Below are 22,316 nucleotides of genomic sequence, written 5' to 3'. Positions count from 1 at the left end.
ACTATTGAATAAAATAAGAAAATATCTTTTTAGCATTTTATTAGTTTTCTCTTTTGTTTTTTGTTTTGGTCAACAAAATGGAAGTGATGTAGGTTGTATATCCGCAGATCCTATTTGTAGTTCATCAGAGCTTTCTTTTGAAAACACTTCAAGTAGCTTAACGGCAGAAGCAGGGCCAGACTATGGTTGTTTAAGCACGCAACCTTATCCCGCCTGGTTTTTTCTTAAGATTGGAGAAAGTGGTGATGTCGAATTGAATATTGAACAAAGTAGTACCTTGAATGGTGTTCCAAATTTAGATGTAGATTTTATATTATACGGACCATTTGTAGATGTTTTAGATGCCTGTGATTCTGGTTTAACAAGTTTAAATATAATCGACTGTAGCTATTCTCCTAGTGAAACAGAAATAGCTAATATTGATAATGCCATATTAGGAGAATATTATTTGTTGTTAATAACGAATTATTCTGGTCAATTTGGATATATAACAGTAAATCAAAGCGCTGGTGCGGGAGCTACAGATTGTTCTATTCTTGAAGAAATAGAAGCTTGTGAAGGAGATTTATTAGCGTTAGATGCACAAACTACAGATGCCGATTCTTTTCTCTGGTATCAAGACGATGTTTTAAATCCAGGTTCTTTATTGCTTATTGCGGGTGAAAATGAAGAAGTATATTTTGCAACGACTTCTAATACTTATGTTGCCGAAGTTTTTGATATTTCAGGAAACCTTATAAAAACGATTACTTATGAAGTGTTGTTTTTAGAAAAACCAGTCATTTCAAATGCAATAGATCCTTATGTGATTTGTGATAATTTTGAAGAAAACGATGGTGTTGGTGAATTTGAATTGCATTTATGGGATGATGAAATACTAAATGGATTAGACGCAAACTCCTTTTCGGTTTCTTATTTTTCAAATGAAATAGACGCTCATGCTATGGAAAATCCATTACCTAATTTTTATGTAAACGATTTGCCAAATGAAACCATTGTAGTGCGAATAGATAATACAAGTTCTAGTGCAACGGCGTGTTATGTAATAGGAACTTTAGATTTAGAAGTAATACAGAAACCACAAGTTTCTTTAGAGGATTATTATATATGTACTTTTACTAATGGAACTGAAGAAATTACTAATCCAATAATAGAAACAGGATTATCTGCAGTAGATTTTAGTTTTGAATGGACAGAAAGTAGTGATCCAAATACCATTTTGAGTACCAATTCTTTTTTTGCTCCAACAATAGCAGGGATTTATAACGTATTAGTAACAGATAATAATACAACATGTTCTACAGAAATTGGTGATCCTGGTACTATTTCCATCATTACCGAAGGTTCTCCTCCTGTGGATTTTACAGCTGAAGTAATAACAAATACTTTTGCAGGTAACCATGTGATTGAAGCAAATATTGTAAGTGATAATGATACCGTTTTTGAATTTAGTTTAGATAATGGCGTTTTTGTCAACAATGGAACGAATACATTCTTGTTTAAAGATGTGCTTCCTGGAAATCATATCATAACCGCAAGAGATATTAATGGTTGCGGAAAAGCGACTATAAGTGTTCTTGTAGTTGGTTATCCGTTGTTATTTACTCCTAATAATGATGGTTATAATGATACCTGGCAAATTGTAGGAATTGGTGAATTATTAGATGCTAAAATTTCTGTTTTTGATAGATACGGAAAGTTGCTAAAAGAGCTAAGTCCTGGCAGTAAAGGTTGGGATGGAACCTTTAAAGGGAATCCATTACCACCCAATGATTATTGGTTCTCTATAGCTTACAAAGTGGATAATTATGTAGAAGGTAAAAGTCAAAAAGAATTTACAGCTCATTTCTCATTAAAAAGGTAATAGAACAAAACTGGATATAAAAAAACCTGAACAATTATTGTTCAGGTTTTTTTATGCTTAATGATTATTTCGGTTTATAAGTTAAAGCTAACCGACATGGTTACGTTCGCATTTTTACTATCTAAATTTGCAGTATCTGTTAAACCAACTTGATATAATTGATAGTTTGTTTCTCTTTGCCATTGATCGAAAGTTAGATCTAATTTTAGTTTTCCAAAATTATATCCTAGACCTAAAGAATACCCTGTTAAGTCACCAACGGTTTCTTCGTTTTTATAAGGACTTTCTTCAAATCTAAAACCACCTCTTAAGCTAAACTGTTTTATTTTGTATTCACCACCTATTTTATAAGTAGCAGCCGTAGTTAGGTTGTCGTTAATAACGCTATTTTGATAAGAAAAATAAGCGTCTGAGCTAGGTTTAAATTTAGTATTACTATAATCTTTTACAGAATAATCAAAACTTAGTAAACCACGAGTTCCAAAAACATAAGCCACACTTCCAGTTAATTTTCCAGGCGTTTTTAAATTGTATTGTTCGAATAAGTTAATCACTCTAGGATTTATATTTGCATTGTAAAAAGTGCCTCCACCTTCTAAAGCAATTCCATCATAACTTAATGTTTTAATAGATTGTCTTGTTTCATCTTCAATGGTATACCAAGTTGGTGTATCATAAGATAAACCAATTCTTAGTTGTTTTGCTACTTTTAAAATACCACCAAGTTGTATCGATACTCCAGAACCAATGGTTTTTAAGCTATTTTTAAAACCAACTTCATTAATTAAAGAACCTGCATTGTTATTTTGTTCAAATAAGTAAGTTGTATGCTCGTAGTTTATAAAATGGGTGTTAATATTAACTCCTAAAAATAGATTTTCGCCATATTGGGTAGAAGCGTTAATTGTAAATTTTCCGTTATAACCTGTTGCTGCGTAAGTATACTCTTGTCTGTATTCTCCATCCGCTATATTAGATGTGTAAACGGTGTTGGTGTTGTCAGTTGTTTCCGGTTCTAAAATAAAAGATTGATAACCTAAAAAGTTTTGTTGCTGTTGACTGTTTTCTACTTCTCCTAGAAATTGGTAACTCAATTCGTTGTATAAATTATCATTGTTAGCAATTAAGTTTTCATTAATATTAAAGTATTGGGATAATTCATTGTTAGAAGGGTAAAATACAAACAGCTCTTGGCCTTGTGCATTTTCTAAAAAATAATTTCCAATAGAGTTTCTATTGTTTGTTCCATGTGCAAACCAATCGTTATTGTAATCTTCAATTTTATTGTAAGTAACTCCTAATGTGAATTTTTTCCAATTCGAATTTGCATTTCTATTATTAAAAACAAAAGCGGCTCCAATTTGATTTAAATCGAAATTAGAATCTGAAGTATCCTCTTTACCATTAAAATATTGCGTTTCTGTTTTGTTGTTTTGGTTAGAGAGAGATATAGATATGTGACTATCGTTAAAAACAGAAGATCCTGCAGGATTAATGGTTATAGCACTCATATCTCCACCAAGGGCTCCAAAAGCACCACTTAAGGCTCTGTATCTTGCAGTTCCTTGTACATCATCTTTAGCATAACGTAAAGCATCTGTAATGTCCTGTGCATTAGTTAGTGAAATAGTTATAAAGCCTAAGCATAATAAGATTCCTTTTTTCATGTGTAATTAATTTAATTAGTATAAATAAAACGAGCTAACACCTTTAAATAAATTGGTTTGTTAGCTCGTTCGTATTCTTTTTTTTTTTTTTAATTGAATTTATCTTCTGCTGCTGCTACTGGAAGAACCACTTCTGCTTGAAGAGCTGCTTCTTGAGGAAGAACTACTTCTATTTGAAGAAGATCTAGGTGTAGAATACGTATTCGTTCTAGGTCTAGTAGTCGTTGTATTCGTTCTAGGTTTAGTAGTCGTTGAATTCGTTCTAGGTTTAGTAGTTGTTGTATTTGTTCTAGGTTTAGTAGTCGTTGTATTTGTTCTAGGTCTAGTGGTAGTCGTTGTATTCGTTCTAGGTCTAGTAGTAGTCGTTGTATTTGTTCTAGGTCTAGTAGTAGATTGCGTTGCTGTAGAGTTTCCACTTCTAGGAGATGTTGTTTGAACTCTAGGTCTCGTTGTGTTGTTTCTTCCGGTTATCGCACTACTTCTTCTTGAAATACTATTATATCTGTTTAAGTTACTGCCACGTCTTGAGTGGTGGTATGCAATATTATTTCTACCGTAATAATGGTTGTAGCCATAGTTGTTCCAGTACGGAGAGTTGTAATATCCGCCATATACATAGTATCCACCATAATAAGGAGAACACCAAAAAGGATCATAAAAACCAGAGTAACCCCAACCAGAACTCCAGTATGGAGAATAACCATATCCATAAGGTCTATACCAATTATTATAACCATAACCACCAAAGTTAGAGTATACATTTATGGTTACATCATTAGTGTCTTGTCCCCAGCCTGCATAAGATTGCTGTTCTGTACCATCTTGTTCTGCATAATTACCTTCATAAGAGTCAACATCTGTAAAAACGTCACCATCCTTTTCTTCTTCTTCTGTTATATAGTCATATTCTGTAGCTTGTTCCTTAAAATAATTTTTGTAGTATAAACTGCTATCGTCTTGAGCTACCTCATTATTTGCTACAGGTTCTTGGCTTGTTCCATAAATACCATCATTATCTTCGCTAGCATATTGTGAAGAACCACAAGAAGCCAAAACAAAAGCTATAGCTAATAGCGCTAAAAAAGGCATTTGTGCTTTGGTGTATTTTTTAAATTGCATATCTCTTAAGATTTAATTGTTGAACTATACAAAAATAGTTAGTTTTGCTGAACTATTTCATTATTTAACATAGTCACAATATTTGTGCCAAAACCCTGTATATGAGCAAAAAACTAACAAGTAGAGCAGAAGACTACTCAAAATGGTATAACGAATTGGTTGTGAAGGCTGATTTAGCAGAGAACTCAGCAGTTCGCGGATGTATGGTAATTAAACCTTATGGTTATGCCATCTGGGAAAAAATGCAAGCAGAATTAGATAAAATGTTTAAAGAAACAGGACATCAAAACGCCTATTTTCCACTTTTTGTACCGAAAAGCTTGTTTGAAGCGGAAGAAAAAAATGCAGAAGGCTTTGCAAAAGAATGCGCCGTTGTTACACATTATAGATTACAAAATGATCCAGACAACCCTGGGAAACTTCGTGTAGATCCGGAAGCAAAATTAGAAGAAGAATTAGTAGTAAGACCAACTAGTGAGGCTATTATATGGAGCACCTTTAAAGGATGGATTCAATCTTATAGAGATTTACCATTATTAATTAACCAATGGGCAAATGTAGTGCGTTGGGAAATGCGTACACGTTTATTTCTTCGTACTGCAGAGTTTTTATGGCAAGAAGGACATACCGCACATGCAACAAAAGGTGAAGCTATTAAAGAAGCAGAATTAATGAATAACGTTTATGCAACTTTTGCTGAAAATTTTATGGCAATTCCTGTTGTAAAAGGTGTAAAAACAGAAAGTGAACGTTTTGCAGGTGCAGAAGAGACTTATTGTATTGAAGCTTTAATGCAAGACGGAAAAGCATTACAAGCAGGAACATCGCACTTTTTAGGTCAGAATTTTGCAAAGGCTTTCGACGTGAAGTTTACTTCTAAAGAAGGGAAGAAAGATTATGTATGGGCAACATCATGGGGAGTTTCTACAAGATTAATGGGAGCCTTAATTATGACGCATAGTGATGATGAAGGGTTAGTATTGCCTCCAAGTTTAGCGCCAAACCAAGTGGTTATTGTTCCTATATATAAAACAGACGAGCAATTTGAAGAAGTTAGTAAGATTGCGAATCTTATTAAAAGCGATTTAAATGCCAAAGGAGTTTCTGTAAAATATGATAATAGAGATTCGTACAGACCAGGAGCTAAGTTTGCACAACACGAATTACAAGGAGTACCATTACGTATTGCAATTGGACCAAAAGATTTAGAAAATGGCACTGTAGAGATTGCTAGACGTGATACAAAGACAAAAGAAGTGATTGCAATAGATAATTTAACTTCTACGGTGGAGCGTTTATTAGAAGAAATTCAGAATAATTTATACAAAAAAGCACTAGATTTTAGAGATTCTCACACCACTGAAGTAGATAATTTCGATGATTTTAAAGATATTTTAAAAAATAAAGGAGGATTTATTTCTGCGCACTGGGATGGCACAACAGAAACCGAAGATAAGATTCAAGAGATCACAAAAGCTACAATACGCTGTATACCAATGGATACAAAAGAGGAAGAAGGGAAATGTGTGTTTACAGGAAAACCTTCTAAGCGTAGAGTATTGTTTGCAAAAGCATATTAATTGAAATTTTTTTAAAAAAATATAGCTTAGCTATTGCAACATTTAAAAATAGTTGTATTTTTGCATCCGCAATGGAAACGTTGTGAGTTTTTTGAAAGTAATTGCAAATTTTAAAAATAATTATTGTGGGTTTAAAAATAATAATTATATTTGCAATCTCAAAAGCAAAAATGGCCCGTTCGTCTATCGGCTAGGACGCATGGTTTTCATCCATGTAAGAGGGGTTCGATTCCCCTACGGGCTACAATTTTTTAATAAAAAGAAAAAAACAAACAAATGGCAAATCATAAGTCAGCGTTAAAAAGAATTAGAAGTAACGAAGCTAAACGTTTAAGAAATAAGTATCAGCATAAGACAACTCGTAATGCTATCAAGAAATTACGTGAGTTAACGGATAAGAAAGAAGCAGATGCTTTATTTCCTTCTGTAGTATCTATGTTAGATAGATTAGCTAAGAAAAACGTAATACACGCTAATAAAGCTGCAAACCTTAAGTCAGGTTTAGCTAAGCATGTTGCTGCGTTATAAGTCGTAACTTCTACAAGAAATTATAAGAAGCTTCTCCATTGGAGGAGCTTTTTTTGTTTGCTATATTTTGTTTCATAGTTACTATTTGCGTTAGTGATAGAAACGGTTAGCTTTTGGTGAGCGGACGCTTCGAGCCAAAACTAGTAGTGTATAGCGCAGTGCTACGTAGCTTTAAGATTTTGTTAATAGCTATGTATAAAACTTGTTAAGCGGAGTAGTAAACGCCCAAAGACGTAAAGTAAATATTATATAAGTGCTTATAAAGCGCATAAAAAAAGCCTTGAGAATCATCTCAAGGCTTTTTTATGTATATGTGAAGTGGTTTATCCGTTCATAGAAATTAAAAACTCTTCGTTGTTTCTAGTTTGCTTAAATCTCTCGTTAATGAATTCCATAGCTTCTACAGGATTCATATCTGCAAGATACTTACGCATTACCCACATTCTTTTGATAGTTGTTTCGTCTAATAGAATATCATCACGACGCGTACTAGAAGATGTTAAATCAATAGCAGGGAAAATTCTACGATTAGAAATCTTACGATCTAATTGTAGTTCCATGTTACCAGTTCCTTTAAATTCTTCAAAGATAACTTCGTCCATCTTAGAACCAGTTTCTGTTAAAGCGGTAGCTATAATAGTTAAAGATCCTCCGTTTTCAATGTTACGTGCTGCACCAAAGAAACGTTTTGGTTTGTGTAATGCATTGGCATCTACACCACCACTTAATATTTTACCAGATGCTGGTTGTACCGAGTTGTATGCTCTTGCAAGACGTGTAATAGAATCTAAAAGAATAACTACATCATGTCCGCATTCTACCAAGCGTTTTGCTTTTTCTAAAACAATGTTTGCAATTTTTACGTGCTCGTGTGCTTCTTTATCAAAAGTAGAGGCAATAACTTCACCACGTACATTACGTTGCATATCTGTTACTTCTTCTGGTCTTTCATCAATTAGTAAAATCATTTGGTATACTTCTGGATGATTTGCTGCAATAGCATTTGCAACATCCTTAAGTAACATGGTTTTACCGGTTTTTGGTTGCGATACAATCATACCACGTTGTCCTTTACCAATTGGTGCAAACAAATCCATGATTCGTGTAGAGATAGTCGCTTGCTTTTCGGCAATGTTGAATTTTTCTTGTGGAAATAAAGGGGTTAAATGCTCGAAAGCAACACGATCTCTTACTACATTTGGATCTTGACCATTTATTTTACTTACTTTAATTAATGGGAAATATTTTTCACCTTCTTTTGGCGGACGCACATTTCCTAAAACAGTATCTCCAACTTTTAGTCCGAATAAACGAATTTGTGATTGTGATACATAAATATCATCAGGAGAAGATAGGTAGTTGTAATCGGAAGAACGTAAAAATCCGTAACCATCTTGCATAACATCTAAAACACCTTCACTTTCAATTATTGCATCGAACTCAAAATCTGGTTCTCTGTAACGATTTCTAGTGTCTTTGTTTCCGTTATTTCCAGTGTTTTTATTCTGGTTTTGGTTTTTGTGTTGCGGTTTTTTATTTTCTCTAGGCTTTTCTACTTTTTCCGTTTTGTCGCTTTTAGAATCTGTTTTTTCTTTTTGCGGTTCTCTTTTTGCTTGCGGCTTTGGTCTTGGATTAGGTTTAGACTTTGGCTTAGGTTGTTGTTTTTCTTCTACTTTAGTTTCTGTAGCAACAACTTCTTCACTTTTTACTGGAGCCTTTGGAGTAGGCTTTTGCGCTGCTGGTTTTTGTGTAGCAGGCTTTTGAACTCTTTGTCTTGGTTTTTTTACTTCTGTTTTTTCAACAGGTTTTGCCACTGGTGCAACTGCAGCTACAGCTTTAGGATTTGCAGCTTGGTGATCTAGTATTTGGTATACTAAGTCTAGTTTTTTTAAAGTACGATACTTAGATACGTTTAAAGTTTTCGCTATTTCCTGTAACTCAGGAAGCTTCATTTCTTTTAATTGTGTGATTTCAAACATTATGTTGAATTGAATATTTTGTGTTAGATATAGAATTTGAATTATTTTGAAGAAAAATAGATCTTATTCTGAAGAATTAACAAGGTATAACTGTGAACGTTACATATTGTTATTGCAATTATACGACTTTATTTTAAGTTTTTCTGTTCTTTTTATAAAAGAAACTGTTATTTTTGTACTCAATATTTAAGGAATTTTATGATTCAACGTATTCAAAGTATTTATCTTTTATTAGCCGCAGTTGTTTCTGCTGGTTTAACTTTTGTGTTTAATTTATGGACTACTGTAAATGATACTTTGGTGTTTGCTAAAGATAATATGTTGTATTTTGGATTGTTTTTAGGCTCAGCAGCTTTATCTTTAATATCTATATTTATGTTTAAAAATAGGAAGTCTCAATTTATGTTGGGACGACTTAACATCATATTAAATCTTTTTTTACTAGGATTATTTGTGTATCAATCGCTAAACTTATCTGGAGAGACTATTGTTTCTGAGAAAGGTATTGGGATTTTTCTTCCTATTATTTCTATCGTGTTATTAGTTTTAGCTAATAAGGCCATTAAGAAGGATGAAGATCTTGTAAAATCTGTGGATAGATTACGATAAACCTATCATCTTAGTAGTATTAGTGCGTGAGCCCAAGGTGAAGATCTTGGGCTTTTTTATGGAAAAATTTCTTGCATATTATTATATTGTAGTTATTAATTTCTAAAATTAGTTGCATGAAAAAAAGTATATTAATATCCGTTTTTGTTTTACTAACAATTACTGTATTTTTTACTTCTTGTAGTAAAGATGATCAAGAATTTATTGTAGGTCAAGAATCGTTAAAAGTTGAAGAAATTTCCAATGTTGAATTAATTAATTTAGAGGGAGACAAAATTTCTACTAACTTATTGAAAATTCAATGGGAAAAACAAATGAAAGAGGAAGGTTATTTGGTAGAATTAATTACTTTTGAAATTATTGAAACGTATGATGAACAAAGTAATAAGTTGTACTTTTTAAAAACAACAAGCAAAGATGGTACTATTGAAACTGGTGCATTCTTAATAAATGATGGTAAAGGTACTTATAAATTATGGGCAAAAGAATGCACATGCATAGGTTGTCCTAATGGATGTCGTTTAGAAGTAGATGGTAGTACTTGTACTTGCTCGGGTTGTGGGACTGATACGAGTAAGAAGTGTACTAAATCAGAGACTGTTTTAATTTAACATGATAAAAAAAATAATATAAAAATGCCAAGATGAAAGTTTTGGCATTTTTCAATTTTCAAACTCCACAACCTCTAAATCTTTTATTTTTTCACCATCAATAACAAAACGAAGCATGGTTCTTACTTGTTGAAATCCGTGTTTACCAGACGCTCCAGGATTCATGTGTAAAAGATTTAATTTCTTGTCTTGCATCACTTTTAAAATATGCGAGTGACCAGAAATAAAAAGTTTTGGCGGATTTTTTTTTATCTCGTCTCGTATTCTAATATCATATCTATTTGGGTAACCACCAATATGTGTAATCCAAACATCTACACCTTCACACATAAAACGATTGTTTTCCGGAAATTCCATTCTAGCCTTATTGTCATCAATGTTTCCATAAACGGCACGAAGCGGTTTTAGTTTTTTAATTGCATCGGTTACTTTTAAATCGCCAATATCTCCAGCGTGCCATACTTCGTCTGCTTGTTTTACATGCTTTAATATGGCATCGTCTATATAACTATGTGTGTCTGAGAGTAGGAGTATTTTGGTCATATTTATTTCCCACGAAAGTGGGAATCTTTTATTTTTAGTTGTATTATTTATTCCACGAAAGTGGAAATCTGTTTTTTAGGGATTAAGATTTATAATGTGAAATCTTAAGATTAATTAACTTTTATTTGAAATTTAAAGATAGATTAAAATTCTATCTTTGCCTTTTACAAAAATACTACTTTAACTTGAAATATTTTTTACAACTTTCTTATAATGGCGCCGCATATCATGGTTGGCAAAATCAGCCCAATGCAATTACAGTACAAGAAGTTATAGAAAAAGCATTAAGTGTTTTACTTAAAGAAGAAACAGCTATTGTAGGAGCAGGACGTACAGATGCAGGAGTTCATGCTTCGCAAATGTTTGCGCATTTTAGTACCGAAGTTATTTTTTTAGAAACAGAATTAGTCTATAAATTAAATGCTTTGTTGCCGCAAGATATTGCTATTCAGAATGTTTTTAAAGTAATTGAAGATGCGCATGCTAGGTTTCATGCACAAAGCAGGGAGTATTTGTATCGTGTAGCACTGAAAAAAGATGTCTTTAATATGGATCTGTCCTATTATGTAAGACCTCAATTAGATATAGATAAAATGCAGGAAGCTGCGCAAATTTTATTGCAGTATAAAGATTTTCAATGCTTTTCTAAAACGAATACAGATGTAAAAACGTATAATTGTGATATTATGCATGCCGATTGGAAATTAGTAGATCAAGAATTACAGTTTACTATTAAAGCAGATCGTTTTTTACGTAATATGGTACGCGCTATAGTTGGTACTTTAATACGAATTGGTTTAGGAAAAATAAAAGTAGAAACCATGCATGAAATAATTAAATCAAAAAATAGAAGTGAAGCTGGCTATTCTGTCCCAGCACATGCACTTTACTTAACAGAAGTAGCATACCCAGAGTCTATAAAATATGGCAAATAAAAAACAAGATAAAATATTAGATATAGGACTTTTAAAACGTCTATCGTATTATACAAAACCCTATAAAAAGGTTTTTATAGGTGTATTTTTTGCGGTTATTTTATTAGCAGCTTTTAGTTCTGCAATTCCGTATATAACACAATATGTAGTAGATCATAATGTAACGAATCGAGATCCAGAAGGTTTTCTATTTTTAATAGTAATCATGCTTGGTTTATTAATTGCACAAACCGTGTTTCAGTTATTTTTCATTTATTATGCTGGCTGGCTAGGGAAAAATGTGGTTAAAGATATTCGTGTGAAATTATTTAATCACTTACTTCAGTTTAAAATGAAGTATTATGATAATTCTTCGGTTGGTGTTTTGATTACACGTTCGGTATCGGATATGGAACGTATTGCCGATATTTTTGGCGAAGGTTTGTTTATGATTTTTAGAGATTTGCTTACCATGGTTGTGGTTTCGGCTGTTATGATTTTTATGAATTGGAAATTAAGTCTTATTGTTTTTGCTATGCTTCCGTTGGTGTTGTATGCTACTAGAATTTTTCAGAAATACATGAAACGCGCTTTAGAAGAAGTCCGTACCGAAGTTTCCAATTTAAATTCCTTTGTACAAGAACGTGTTACTGGAATGAAAATTTTACAACTTTTTACTAGAGAAGATACCGAGTATAAAAAATTTAAAGCAATAAACGAAAGACATAAAAAAGGATGGTTAAAAACGGTCTGGTATAATTCTATTTTCTTTCCTATTGCAGATCTTTCTTCTTCTATTACCATCGGATTAATCGTTTGGTATGGAGGTTTAAATGTTGTAGAAGATAACTCTGTTTCTTTGGGGGTTTTAATTGCTTTTACTATGTTTATTCCTATGCTTTTTAGACCATTGCGTCAGATTGCAGATAAATTTAATACGCTACAAATGGGAATGGTAGCAGCTAATAGAGTGTTTAAAATTTTAGATACTACATCGCAAATTGATGATGCCGGAACACAAGTAGTTTCGCATTTTGATGGAAATATAGTTTTTAAAGATGTACACTTTAGTTATGTGGAAGATGAAGAGGTGTTAAAAGGTATTTCTTTTGAGGTGCATGCAGGAGATACGGTTGCTATTGTTGGCGCTACTGGAGCAGGAAAATCGACAATTATAAATTTATTGAATCGTTTTTATGAAATCAATAGCGGGACAATTACTATTGATGGTTTTAATATTAAGGATCTTACATTAGCTTCGTTACGTTCTAAAATAGCAGTAGTTTTACAAGATGTTTTTTTGTTTGCAGATACTATTTTAAATAATATTACTTTAAATAATCCGGAAATAACGGAAGCAGAAGTACAACGTGCAGCAAAGGAAATAGGAATTCATGAGTTTATTATGAGCTTACCTCATGGTTACCATTATAATGTAAAAGAAAGAGGAGCAATGCTTTCTTCAGGACAACGACAATTAATTTCATTTTTAAGAGCCTATGTAACCAATCCTAGTATATTGGTTTTAGATGAAGCTACTTCTTCTGTAGATTCGTATTCCGAGCAATTAATTCAAAATGCAACCGATAAGATTACAAAAGGAAGAACCTCTATTGTGATTGCACATAGATTAGCAACCATTAAAAAAGCGGACAAAATTATTGTTATGGATGCTGGAAAAATTGTAGAGGAAGGAACACATCAAGAACTACTTAAAAAGCAAGATGGTTACTATAAAAACTTATACGAAGTGCAGTTTATGCAAGCGGAAGAGGTTTAAATTATAGAAACTGCTTTTTGAGCAGCTTTCATCTCTTCAAAACCACCAGAAAAAATCATATAGGCAACAAATATTATGATGAATAATATAGAAAGAATAGTTAAGAATATTAGGAATAAAAAGGTTCTTAATATTATTTCCTTTAAGCTTAATTGATATAATTTTTTTAAACAATAAGCAGAATATAGTATTTGAAACGGTAGAATTACTCCATAAGTCAGGAATAGAATAGAGAGATCAAACGTAGCAAATAAAACTGTAATAACAGTTCCTGCAATAGATGATTGAGCAAGAATGTACATGAAAATAACTACATGCTCTGTATAGTTGAATTTCTTTAAATTGAAAAAAACTAACTTAGATAATAAGGCGTAAAATGGAACATATAACATCATGACGAAAGATTGATATTCCATCAGTAAATCCATATTCTTTTTTTGGAGATCCTCTGCTCCATCGGTTGCGAGAGACGAAAAATCTAAATAATCTGGAAAGATTTTATTTAGAATAAACATTTGTATTCCAAGCAGGGTAAGAGCAAGCGCAAAATAGCTTATTACATTTACATATTTTTTTCTAACCCCTTGAATATACCCCCCAATTACATCTTCGGGTTTTGTAAATAGCGTAATAAAAGTTCTTAGAAGTTTATTGTCGTAGTTAAAAAACGTTTCACTAAAATGTTCAAAAAGGTTTCTAATGGTTAACCTATTTCTAATCACTTTCGCTCCGCAACTATTGCAAAAATCATCTTGTTCTTTTAAAAGAGAGTCACAATTTTTACAAGTCATATTAGGCTAGATCTTTTTTTATTAATTCGGCTAGTTCTTCGGTGTCTTTAAACATAACAAATTCCCCACCTTTAAAATAAGATATTTGTCCGGTTTCTTCACTTACTGCCAAAGCTAATGCATCTGTTTTTTCCGTAATACCAACAGCAGCTCTATGGCGTAAACCAAAACGTTGTGGTAAGGTTTTTTCATTATTTACGGGTAAGATAACTCGGGTTGCTTTTACTACATTGTTTTCAATAATAATGGCACCATCGTGTAACGGACTATTTTTAAAAAAGATGCTTTCTATAATAGGTTGCGTCACTTCAATATTCATGACATCTCCTGTTGCCTTTAAAAAGTCTAGGCTATTATTATGTTCTAAAACAATAAGTGCTCCAGTTCTGGAGGCTCCCATTTTTGTACATGCAGCAATAATAACGTCTACATCTGTACCGTCGCTAGTTTCGGTTTGTAAAAATTTAAGCTGTTTAAAGAATTTTTTCCGACTCCCAAAATTGGTAGAACCAATCATAAGTAGAAATTTTCTAATCTCTTGCTGAAAAACAACAATAAGGGCAAACATTCCTACGCTAATAAAACCACCAAGAATATTACTCAACAGTTGCATTTGTAGTGCTTGTGTAATTTTCCAAATGATATAAATAATTACAATTCCGATAAATATATTAATCGCAACAGTACCTTTTACTAACTTATAAACATAGTAGAGAAGTAATGCTACCAAAATAACATCTATAATGTCTACGATGGTGAATTTTAGTAAATCGTCAAATATTTCCAATGGTTGGGGGTTTTTGTAAATTTAGTAAATTAAGATTAATAAATAAATTCGTTTTTAGAAACTGTTGGTCCTTCTGTATCAAAAACACGAAATAGCGATTTAATGCTAATGTATTCTTGAAAACTAAGGTTTCTATTAAAATGTAAGTTTACCGTAAAATCACTAGAATCTAAATCCAACCCATTGGAAACTTTTAGTGTGTTTACATCCGAAAGAATGCCGTCAATAATCGTTTTATTTGTGTTTACGGTTTCGGGCAAAAAAGACTGGATGAATATCTCATCCATACTGTTTACCATAATATTTAATACAAAAATGGTATTGTCAACTTCAAATGCTTCTTCATCGGTATAGGATCTATACATAACATCAGTAAACTCCAAAAAACCTAAGTTTTTAATACTTGTGTCATTACAAGTGTAATAATTTTTCACACCTTCTTTTTTATGGCTAGAATTCTTCTTTTTATTCTGTATAAAAGTTATCTGCGGAATTACTTGGTCTAGCGTTAATCTTTTATCCACATTCACTAACCAATTGGTGGTGCTAATTAAATTTTTTCGATTGAGTTCTAAACTGTCCGGTTTTGTTTCGTCATAGAAAATATAAGCAGGAGAAATGTCTAGAACTTCTGTGATTTCTGTATGGCTAATTTCTGGTAATTGTATCGTTTTTTCAGAACCACAAGAGGTAATTAAAATAAAGGTCAATAAGTAAAATAAATGTTTCATTAGTTGGCAAGTTGTGCTATTAATTTAATGGATTCTGTTGCTTCTTTTACATCATGTACACGTAAAATATTCGCTCCTTTTTGTAAAGCAACCGTATTTAAAACGGTGGTTCCGTTTAAAGCTTCTTTTGCTGTGTTGTTTAGTGTTTTGTAAATCATCGATTTTCTAGAAACGCCTGCAAGTATTGGTAGTTCTAATAATTTTAGTAGTTCTAATTGTTTCAGTACTTCAAAATTATGTGTTGTATTTTTTGCAAATCCAAAACCAGGATCTACAATCATATCTTTAATACCTAGTTTTTTTGCTTCGTTTATTCTTTCCGAAAAATAAAAAAGCAATTCTTTCATGATATTTTTATAATTTGCTTGGGCTTGCATGGTTTGCGGAGTACCTTTCATATGCATCATAATATAAGGAACTTGTAAATTAGCCACAGTCTGCAACATGTTTTCGTCTAGCTTTCCAGCGGAAATATCATTAATTAATGCAGCTCCCGCTTGCACAGACTGTTTTGCAACTTCACTTCTAAAGGTATCTGTAGAAATAATGATTTCTGGAAACTCTTTAATTAGTAATTCAATAATTGGTAACAAACGTTGTAACTCTTCGGCTTCGCTAATATGTGTTGCATTTGGTCTAGAGCTATACGCACCAATATCTACAAAAGTCGCTTCGTTTTTAAGCATCATATAGACTTGCGATAAAATTTCGCTTTCGTTTTTATATTTTCCGCCATCATAAAAAGAATCTGGGGTAAGATTTAAAATCCCCATCACTTTTGGTGTTGTGACATCGATGAGTTTTCCTTTGCAATTTATTGTCATATTCATTTCCTGCGAAAGCAGGAATCTCTTTTTAGGTTATATATTATTTAGTTTCGTAAAAGTATTCGTGGTTGAAGTAAAACTTTAAAACCCGAAACTTTGCACTCTGAACTATTTATGCGAAATTTACGCAAAATTCATTTTGAACTCATCTTGATTTTTTGTTTTTAACCGAAAATGAGATAAAAATTATTTAGATGAGATACTTTTTGAAAGGCATAGTATGGCTATGCATAATAAAAGTAACAAAATATTAGTGGATTTTAATCATTTTTTAGGAAATAGAAAAAAACAATATTAGTTCATCAAATATGCAAGATACTTCAAAACAATATGACGCTGTAATAAATACGTGCAGAAGCTTATTTATTAATAAAATGTCAGATTACGGAAGCGCTTGGCGAATACTACGTTTACCATCGCTAACCGACCAGATTTTTATTAAAGCACAGCGCATTAGAAGTTTGCAACAAAATGACGTTAGAAAAGTAGATGAAGGAGAAGTTAGTGAGTTTATTGGTATCATTAATTATAGCATCATGGCGTTAATTCAGTTAGAAAAAGGGGTTGTAGAGCAACCAGATTTAACTACCGAAGAAGCTACAGCGCTTTATGACGAAAAAGTAGCCATTACCAAACAGCTTATGGAAGATAAAAACCATGATTATGGTGAAGCTTGGCGAGATATGCGAGTGAGCAGTCTAACCGATTTAATCTTACAAAAGTTACTTCGTGTAAAACAAATTGAAGACAACGCAGGGAAAACCATTGTTAGTGAAGGTATTGATGCTAATTATCAAGACATGATTAACTATGCCATTTTTGCAATGATTCATTTGAAGGGGTAAAACTAGTAACTAAATGTCACCTTGAGCGCAGTCGAAAGGTCTTTTCTTGACAAGGAATTTAGAAATTTTCAATAATAAATTTATGAAATACATCACACACCTTTGCAGAATCCTAGTTGGAGGATTATTTATATTTTCAGGATTAATAAAACTGAATGACCCATTAGGTTTCTCCTATAAACTGCAAGAATACTTTAGTGAAGACGTTTTAAATCTTCCTTCTTTAATGCCTTACGCATTAGGTTTTTCTGTGTTTGTTGTAGTTCTTGAAGTGGTGCTAGGCGTGTTTTTATTAATAGGTTACAAACCTAAGTTTACCGTTTGGAGTCTTTTTGCTATGATTGTATTTTTTACATTCTTAACTTTTTACGCTTGGTATTTTGATAAAGTAAAAGACTGCGGTTGTTTTGGTGATTTCTTACCAATGAAACCCATAGAGAGTTTTATAAAAGACTTGATATTACTCGCTTTAATTATCGTATTGCTCATTGGTTTACGACATATAAAACCATTGTTAGGTAAATTTCCGACAACCATATTAGCGCTTTTAGGCTTTTTAGGAAGTCTTTGGTTTGGTTATCATGTGCTAATGCACTTACCAACTTGGGATTTTAGAGCATATAATGTTGGAGCAAATATTGAAGAAGGAATGGAAACTCCTGAAGATGCAGCTAAAGCAGTTGTAGAGTACGCTTGGAAATTTAATGTAAATGGCGAAGAAAAAATTATAACTACCAACGGAAGTTATCCAACAGTAGATGGCGAATATGTAGGTGTAGAAACCAATATTATTGATGAAGGTTATGATCCTCCAATTAAAGATTTTTCTATTGAAAGTGATGACGAAGATTTAACAGAACAATTTTTAAACGAAGAAAACGTAATCATGATCGTTTCTTATAGTTTAGAAACAGCTGAAACGGAAGGCATGCATGCCATAAAAGCAGCAACCGATAAAGCTATTAAAAATGGATATACCGTTATTGGTTTAACAGCATCTGGAGCAGACGTAAAACAAAAAACCAATGCAACGTATAACCTAAATTTTGATTGGTATTTATGTGATGAAAAAGCAATTAAAACTATCGTTCGTGCTAATCCAGGAATTGTAAAACTTAAAAAAGGAACGGTTACGCAAAAAGTACACTGGAATGATATTGACGATTTAGAGTTGCCAGTTGTAGAGAGAAAACCAGGGCGGAGACTATTGTAAAATCTGAAACCATTGCCTATTTTTTAAATGGTGTAGCTTCAACAAAAGAAGTTATTAATGCCTTGAATGAAAATACTATTGAAAAAGTTGATATTATAAAAGAAGGTAAGTTGCTTGAAGATTTCAATGCATCACAAGAAAAACCGGTTACAAGTATAGTAAGAGTGACTCTAAAAACAATAAACCAAGTGATTGTTGATTAATTATTTCTTAAATAAAACAGGTTATGCAATACTCACCTTATTTGGTGTAGTAACTGTGATATTCTTTTTATTTAATATCCTTCCTGGAGATCCTGCACAAATGATGCTCGGACAAAACGAAGACAGCGAGCAATTAGCGTTAGTAAAAGCGAAGTATGGTTTCGATAAACCTATTAGTACACAATATTTGTACTATTTAAATGATTTGTCGCCAATTTCATTTCACTCTAAAAACGAAGATAATTACACCTATTTACGAGAAAACAAATACACAGCTACCAAACTGTTTTCAATAGGGAACACTACAACCGTTTTAAAATTTCCATATCTAAGAGAATCCTTTACCAAACAAGGTAAAAAAGTAAGTCAGGTGCTTGTCGAAACCTTACCAAACACCTTTGTGTTAGCAGTGACAGCCATAGTAATTGCTATGCTACTTGGTGTGTTTTTAGGAATCGTTTCCGCGTTAAAGAAAGATACTTTTCTAGATAAAACTATTCAAATATTTAGTACGGTTGGTATGTCTGTACCTTCCTTCTTTTCTGCCATATTATTCGCTTGGCTATTTGGTTATGTATTACACAAATACACGAATTTAGAAATGACAGGAAGCCTTTATGAATTGGATGATTATGGTGAGAATTTCAATCTGAAATTAAAAAACTTAATCCTTCCAGCCATTGTTTTAGGTATTCGTCCGCTAGCAGTAATTATTCAACTCATGCGAAATTCCCTATTAGAAGTCTTTAACCAAGATTACATTCGTACCGCAAGAGCAAAAGGTTTGAGTGAGTTTCAAATTATTAAAAACCATGCAATTAAAAACGCATTAAATCCCGTAGTAACTGCAATTTCAGGTTGGTTTGCATCCATGCTTGCTGGAGCCGTTTTTGTAGAATATATATTCGGTTGGAATGGTTTAGGAAAAGAAATCGTAAACGCATTAAACACCTTAGACTTACCAGTAATCATGGGGTCGGTATTAATTATTGCAACACTTTTTGTAATTATTAATATTTTTGTCGACATAATCTACACCTGGTTAGATCCAAAAGTGAATTTAGAATAAATTCATTCCCAAGAAATTGGGAATCTTTTTAAAAGATATTAAATCAAAACATGAAAAAACACCTATTCATATTCCTTGTCAGCGTCTTATTTATCAGTTGTAAACCACAAGAAACACCAACACAATTTACCCAAGAAGCATTAAACGATACCTTTATCTCTTTGGGAAATGAAAAAATTTCCTTCAAAAATATTTTAGAAAAACATGAAGGAAAAACCATATTAATTGATGTTTGGGCATCCTGGTGTATCGACTGTATAAAAGGAATGCCAAAAGTGAAAGCATTACAAGAAACTAATAATGATGTGGTATTTTTATTCCTATCTGCAGATAGATCGCTCATAAGCTGGAAAACAGGAATTAATAAGTATCCAGTGAAAGGTGAGCATTACTTTATGCCAAAAGGAATGAAAAGCGTTTTTAGTAAATCTATAGACCTAGATTGGATTCCTCGGTATCTAATTATCGATCCACAAGGAAACATAAAACTATACAAAGCCATAAAAGCAGACGATTCTAAGCTGTTAAAAGCATTAAATTAGTTACTTTTGTAGTTAAAGTAAACTACAAAACATGAGAAATAATATAGTAGCAGGAAACTGGAAGATGAATAATGATCTTTCACAAACGGAAACCTTAATTACAAGCTTAAAAAAACAAACGCAAACATCTACTGCAGAAGTAATGATTGCACCAACATATACTAATCTTTGGCATGCATTTGAAGCCTTAAGACAAAGTCATATTGAGGTGATAGCACAAAACATGCACTTTGCCGAAAATGGCGCATACACAGGAGAAGTTAGTGCTGCAATGTTAGCAAGTGTTGGCGTGCAAACCGTAATTTTAGGACACTCAGAACGTCGTGCATACTTTAACGAAACAGACGAGTTACTAGCAAAAAAAGTAGATACAGCATTAGCGCATGACCTTCGTGTAATCTTTTGTTTTGGTGAGGAATTAGCAGATAGAAAAGCAAATAATCACGAAAATGTAGTCGCATCACAAATCCAAAATGCATTATTTCATTTAGATGCTTCCGCCTTTAAAAATATCGTATTGGCTTATGAGCCTGTTTGGGCAATTGGTACTGGTGAAACAGCAAGTCCGGAGCAAGCACAAGACATGCACGCATTTATTCGTAAAACTCTAGATACTAAATACGGTACAGAAACTGCAAATTCCGTTTCTATTCTTTACGGTGGAAGTGTAAAACCAGCTAACGCTAAAGAAATCTTCTCTAAACCAGATGTAGATGGCGGATTAATTGGTGGAGCAGCACTTAATGCAGAAGATTTTTACGCTATCGTAAACGCGTTTTAATTAAAAAATACACCACCTCGTGAAAACGAGAATCTAAATAATTTGGGCGTTACCAACTTTCGCAAAAGCTACAGTTGGTCGCGCTTTCCATTATATCTTTTTTTGCCATATATAGCAGCAAAAAAAGGATACCATTACAATCGCTAACGCAAGGCATACTAACAAAGACAAAACATACATATTTATGTCTAATACTATTTACCTAGGTTATTACTTTAAAGTAGAACCAATACAACCAGGAACCGAAATTCTAATCGCAGAATTAGGTTACGCAGGATTTGAAAGTTTTGTAGAAACCGAAGAAGGCGTAACCGCATACATTCAAAAAGAAGAATGGCAGGAAGCTATTTTAGAAGATATTCAAATCTTAAACTCAGAAGAATTTACGATTAGCTATACCTTTGATGAGATAGAACAAACCAACTGGAATGAAGAATGGGAAAAGAATTTTAACCCAATTGTTGTAGATAAACTATGTTCTGTTCGTGCACCTTTTCATGAAAAACCGGACACCCAATTCGATATTATCATCGAACCAAAAATGAGTTTTGGTACCGGACATCATGAAACCACACACATGATGTTACAACACATATTGCAAAACGATTTTAATGGTAAAACCGTTCTAGATATGGGTTGCGGTACAGGAGTTTTAGCAATTCTGTCCGAGAAAAAAGGAGCAACACAATTAGATGCCATAGATATCGATAATTGGTGTTATTTAAATAGCGTAGAAAACGTAGAACGCAATAATTGTAATAAGATTTCCGTTTTTGAAGGAGATGCAAGTCTGCTAGAAGGAAAAAGCTACGATGTTATAATAGCCAATATAAATAGAAATATTTTGTTGAACGATATCGAAACCTATGCTGCCGCTTTAAACAAAAATGGCATGTTATTTTTAAGTGGTTTTTATAATAATGACATTCCAGTAATTGAAGCAGCATGCAATAAACATATGTTAAAGTTAGACGAAAAACTGGAAAAAAATAAATGGGTTTCGTTAAAATTCTTAAATTAGTAGCACCAAATTGCCTTAAAAATGAGCACTAAAGAAAAAATACAAGAAGAAGTTCAGGTAGAAACTAAAGCGCTAAATCTTAATGAAATAGTGTTGTATAACGACGATGTTAATACTTTCGATCATGTAATAGATACGCTTATTTACGCTTGTGATCATACTCCAGAACAAGCAGAACAATGCTCTATTCTTGTACATTATAAAGGGCAATGCACCGTGAAAACTGGGGTTTATGACGAGCTAGAGCCACGTTGTACTATGTTGTTAGATGCTGGTTTAAGTGCCGAAATTATTTAAAAGCTTCCCAATTAA

The 22,316-nt window shown here is 32.7% G+C and carries 22 protein-coding genes and 1 tRNA gene; 15 read left to right on the top strand and 8 right to left on the bottom strand.

Features of this window, described 5'->3' with window-relative positions:
- Window positions 1-4 precede the first annotated feature (4 nt).
- Window positions 5-1,864, top strand: coding sequence for a T9SS type B sorting domain-containing protein (locus FG167_RS17385; protein WP_239004426.1), 1,860 nt, complete (start codon window positions 5-7; stop codon window positions 1,862-1,864).
- 74 nt (window positions 1,865-1,938) lie between these two features.
- Here the strand turns inward: FG167_RS17385 and FG167_RS01425 are convergent, their stop codons facing one another.
- Both FG167_RS01425 and FG167_RS01420 read right to left on the bottom strand, forming a co-directional pair.
- Window positions 1,939-3,531 carry an OmpP1/FadL family transporter gene (locus FG167_RS01425; protein WP_203459719.1) on the bottom strand — a complete coding sequence of 531 codons (1,593 nt, stop codon included), beginning with the start codon at window positions 3,529-3,531 and terminating at the stop codon, window positions 1,939-1,941.
- 99 nt (window positions 3,532-3,630) lie between these two features.
- Window positions 3,631-4,650: a hypothetical protein gene (locus FG167_RS01420; protein WP_203459718.1), complete on the bottom strand. Its 1,020-nt coding sequence runs from the start codon at window positions 4,648-4,650 to the stop codon at window positions 3,631-3,633.
- Between the two features lie 101 nt (window positions 4,651-4,751).
- Between FG167_RS01420 and proS the strand changes: the two genes are divergently transcribed.
- From proS to rpsT, 3 genes are all read left to right on the top strand, one after another.
- Complete coding sequence (proS, locus tag FG167_RS01415; protein ID WP_203459717.1) at window positions 4,752-6,230, top strand: proline--tRNA ligase; 1,479 nt, start codon at window positions 4,752-4,754, stop codon at window positions 6,228-6,230.
- Window positions 6,231-6,402: 172 nt separating this feature from the next.
- A tRNA-Glu gene (locus FG167_RS01410) sits at window positions 6,403-6,474 on the top strand.
- A 32-nt stretch (window positions 6,475-6,506) separates the two neighbouring features.
- On the top strand, window positions 6,507-6,758 hold the full coding sequence (gene rpsT, locus FG167_RS01405; protein ID WP_203459716.1) for a 30S ribosomal protein S20: 252 nt from the start codon (window positions 6,507-6,509) through the stop codon (window positions 6,756-6,758).
- A 323-nt stretch (window positions 6,759-7,081) separates the two neighbouring features.
- On the opposite strand, the gene rho is transcribed toward rpsT, so the two are convergent.
- Window positions 7,082-8,737: a transcription termination factor Rho gene (gene rho / locus FG167_RS01400; RefSeq protein ID WP_203459715.1), complete on the bottom strand. Its 1,656-nt coding sequence runs from the start codon at window positions 8,735-8,737 to the stop codon at window positions 7,082-7,084.
- Window positions 8,738-8,935: 198 nt separating this feature from the next.
- On the opposite strand from rho, the gene FG167_RS01395 reads away from it, so the two are divergent.
- Both FG167_RS01395 and FG167_RS01390 read left to right on the top strand, forming a co-directional pair.
- Window positions 8,936-9,346, top strand: a complete 411-nt coding sequence (locus FG167_RS01395; protein WP_203459714.1) for a DUF4293 domain-containing protein — start codon at window positions 8,936-8,938, stop codon at window positions 9,344-9,346.
- A 116-nt stretch (window positions 9,347-9,462) separates the two neighbouring features.
- Window positions 9,463-9,957 (top strand): hypothetical protein, encoded by a 495-nt coding sequence (locus tag FG167_RS01390; RefSeq protein WP_203459713.1) that lies wholly within the window; start codon window positions 9,463-9,465, stop codon window positions 9,955-9,957.
- Between the two features lie 51 nt (window positions 9,958-10,008).
- Here the strand turns inward: FG167_RS01390 and FG167_RS01385 are convergent, their stop codons facing one another.
- Window positions 10,009-10,500, bottom strand: a complete 492-nt coding sequence (locus tag FG167_RS01385; protein ID WP_203459712.1) for a metallophosphoesterase — start codon at window positions 10,498-10,500, stop codon at window positions 10,009-10,011.
- A 185-nt stretch (window positions 10,501-10,685) separates the two neighbouring features.
- On the opposite strand from FG167_RS01385, the gene truA reads away from it, so the two are divergent.
- Both truA and FG167_RS01375 read left to right on the top strand, forming a co-directional pair.
- On the top strand, window positions 10,686-11,435 hold the full coding sequence (gene truA / locus FG167_RS01380) for a tRNA pseudouridine(38-40) synthase TruA (RefSeq protein ID WP_203459711.1): 750 nt from the start codon (window positions 10,686-10,688) through the stop codon (window positions 11,433-11,435).
- On the top strand, window positions 11,425-13,194 hold the full coding sequence (locus FG167_RS01375; RefSeq protein ID WP_203459710.1) for an ABC transporter ATP-binding protein: 1,770 nt from the start codon (window positions 11,425-11,427) through the stop codon (window positions 13,192-13,194). Before truA ends, FG167_RS01375 begins: the two co-directional genes overlap by 11 nt.
- Here the strand turns inward: FG167_RS01375 and FG167_RS01370 are convergent.
- The 4 genes from FG167_RS01370 to folP are packed head-to-tail and all read right to left on the bottom strand — an operon-like array spanning window position 13,191 to window position 16,327.
- Window positions 13,191-13,985: a DUF3667 domain-containing protein gene (locus FG167_RS01370; RefSeq protein WP_203459709.1), complete on the bottom strand. Its 795-nt coding sequence runs from the start codon at window positions 13,983-13,985 to the stop codon at window positions 13,191-13,193. The genes FG167_RS01375 and FG167_RS01370 overlap by 4 nt on opposite strands.
- A 1-nt stretch (window position 13,986) precedes the next feature.
- Window positions 13,987-14,772: a diadenylate cyclase gene (locus tag FG167_RS01365; protein WP_203459708.1), complete on the bottom strand. Its 786-nt coding sequence runs from the start codon at window positions 14,770-14,772 to the stop codon at window positions 13,987-13,989.
- Between the two features lie 35 nt (window positions 14,773-14,807).
- Window positions 14,808-15,503, bottom strand: coding sequence for a hypothetical protein (locus FG167_RS01360; RefSeq protein ID WP_203459707.1), 696 nt, complete (start codon window positions 15,501-15,503; stop codon window positions 14,808-14,810).
- Window positions 15,503-16,327, bottom strand: coding sequence for a dihydropteroate synthase (folP, locus tag FG167_RS01355; RefSeq protein ID WP_203459706.1), 825 nt, complete (start codon window positions 16,325-16,327; stop codon window positions 15,503-15,505). Before folP ends, FG167_RS01360 begins: the two co-directional genes overlap by 1 nt.
- Before the next feature lie 311 nt (window positions 16,328-16,638).
- Between folP and FG167_RS01350 the strand changes: the two genes are divergently transcribed.
- From FG167_RS01350 to FG167_RS01320, 7 genes are all read left to right on the top strand, one after another.
- Window positions 16,639-17,175 carry a DUF1599 domain-containing protein gene (locus tag FG167_RS01350; RefSeq protein ID WP_203459705.1) on the top strand — a complete coding sequence of 179 codons (537 nt, stop codon included), beginning with the start codon at window positions 16,639-16,641 and terminating at the stop codon, window positions 17,173-17,175.
- Window positions 17,176-17,257: 82 nt separating this feature from the next.
- Window positions 17,258-18,388: a BT_3928 family protein gene (locus FG167_RS01345; RefSeq protein WP_203459704.1), complete on the top strand. Its 1,131-nt coding sequence runs from the start codon at window positions 17,258-17,260 to the stop codon at window positions 18,386-18,388.
- A gap of 195 nt (window positions 18,389-18,583) precedes the next feature.
- Window positions 18,584-19,660: an ABC transporter permease gene (locus FG167_RS01340; protein WP_203459703.1), complete on the top strand. Its 1,077-nt coding sequence runs from the start codon at window positions 18,584-18,586 to the stop codon at window positions 19,658-19,660.
- Window positions 19,661-19,710: 50 nt separating this feature from the next.
- Window positions 19,711-20,202 (top strand): TlpA disulfide reductase family protein, encoded by a 492-nt coding sequence (locus FG167_RS01335; RefSeq protein ID WP_203459702.1) that lies wholly within the window; start codon window positions 19,711-19,713, stop codon window positions 20,200-20,202.
- A 31-nt stretch (window positions 20,203-20,233) separates the two neighbouring features.
- Window positions 20,234-20,983: a triose-phosphate isomerase gene (gene tpiA / locus FG167_RS01330; RefSeq protein WP_203459701.1), complete on the top strand. Its 750-nt coding sequence runs from the start codon at window positions 20,234-20,236 to the stop codon at window positions 20,981-20,983.
- Between the two features lie 184 nt (window positions 20,984-21,167).
- Window positions 21,168-22,004 carry a 50S ribosomal protein L11 methyltransferase gene (gene prmA, locus FG167_RS01325; protein WP_203459700.1) on the top strand — a complete coding sequence of 279 codons (837 nt, stop codon included), beginning with the start codon at window positions 21,168-21,170 and terminating at the stop codon, window positions 22,002-22,004.
- A gap of 21 nt (window positions 22,005-22,025) precedes the next feature.
- Window positions 22,026-22,301, top strand: a complete 276-nt coding sequence (locus FG167_RS01320) for an ATP-dependent Clp protease adaptor ClpS (protein WP_203459699.1) — start codon at window positions 22,026-22,028, stop codon at window positions 22,299-22,301.
- Window positions 22,302-22,316: the final 15 nt, after the last annotated feature.

Source organism: Lacinutrix sp. WUR7 (assembly GCF_016864015.1).
Taxonomy (GTDB): domain Bacteria; phylum Bacteroidota; class Bacteroidia; order Flavobacteriales; family Flavobacteriaceae; genus Oceanihabitans.
This window is presented reverse-complemented; position numbering and strand designations above follow the sequence as displayed.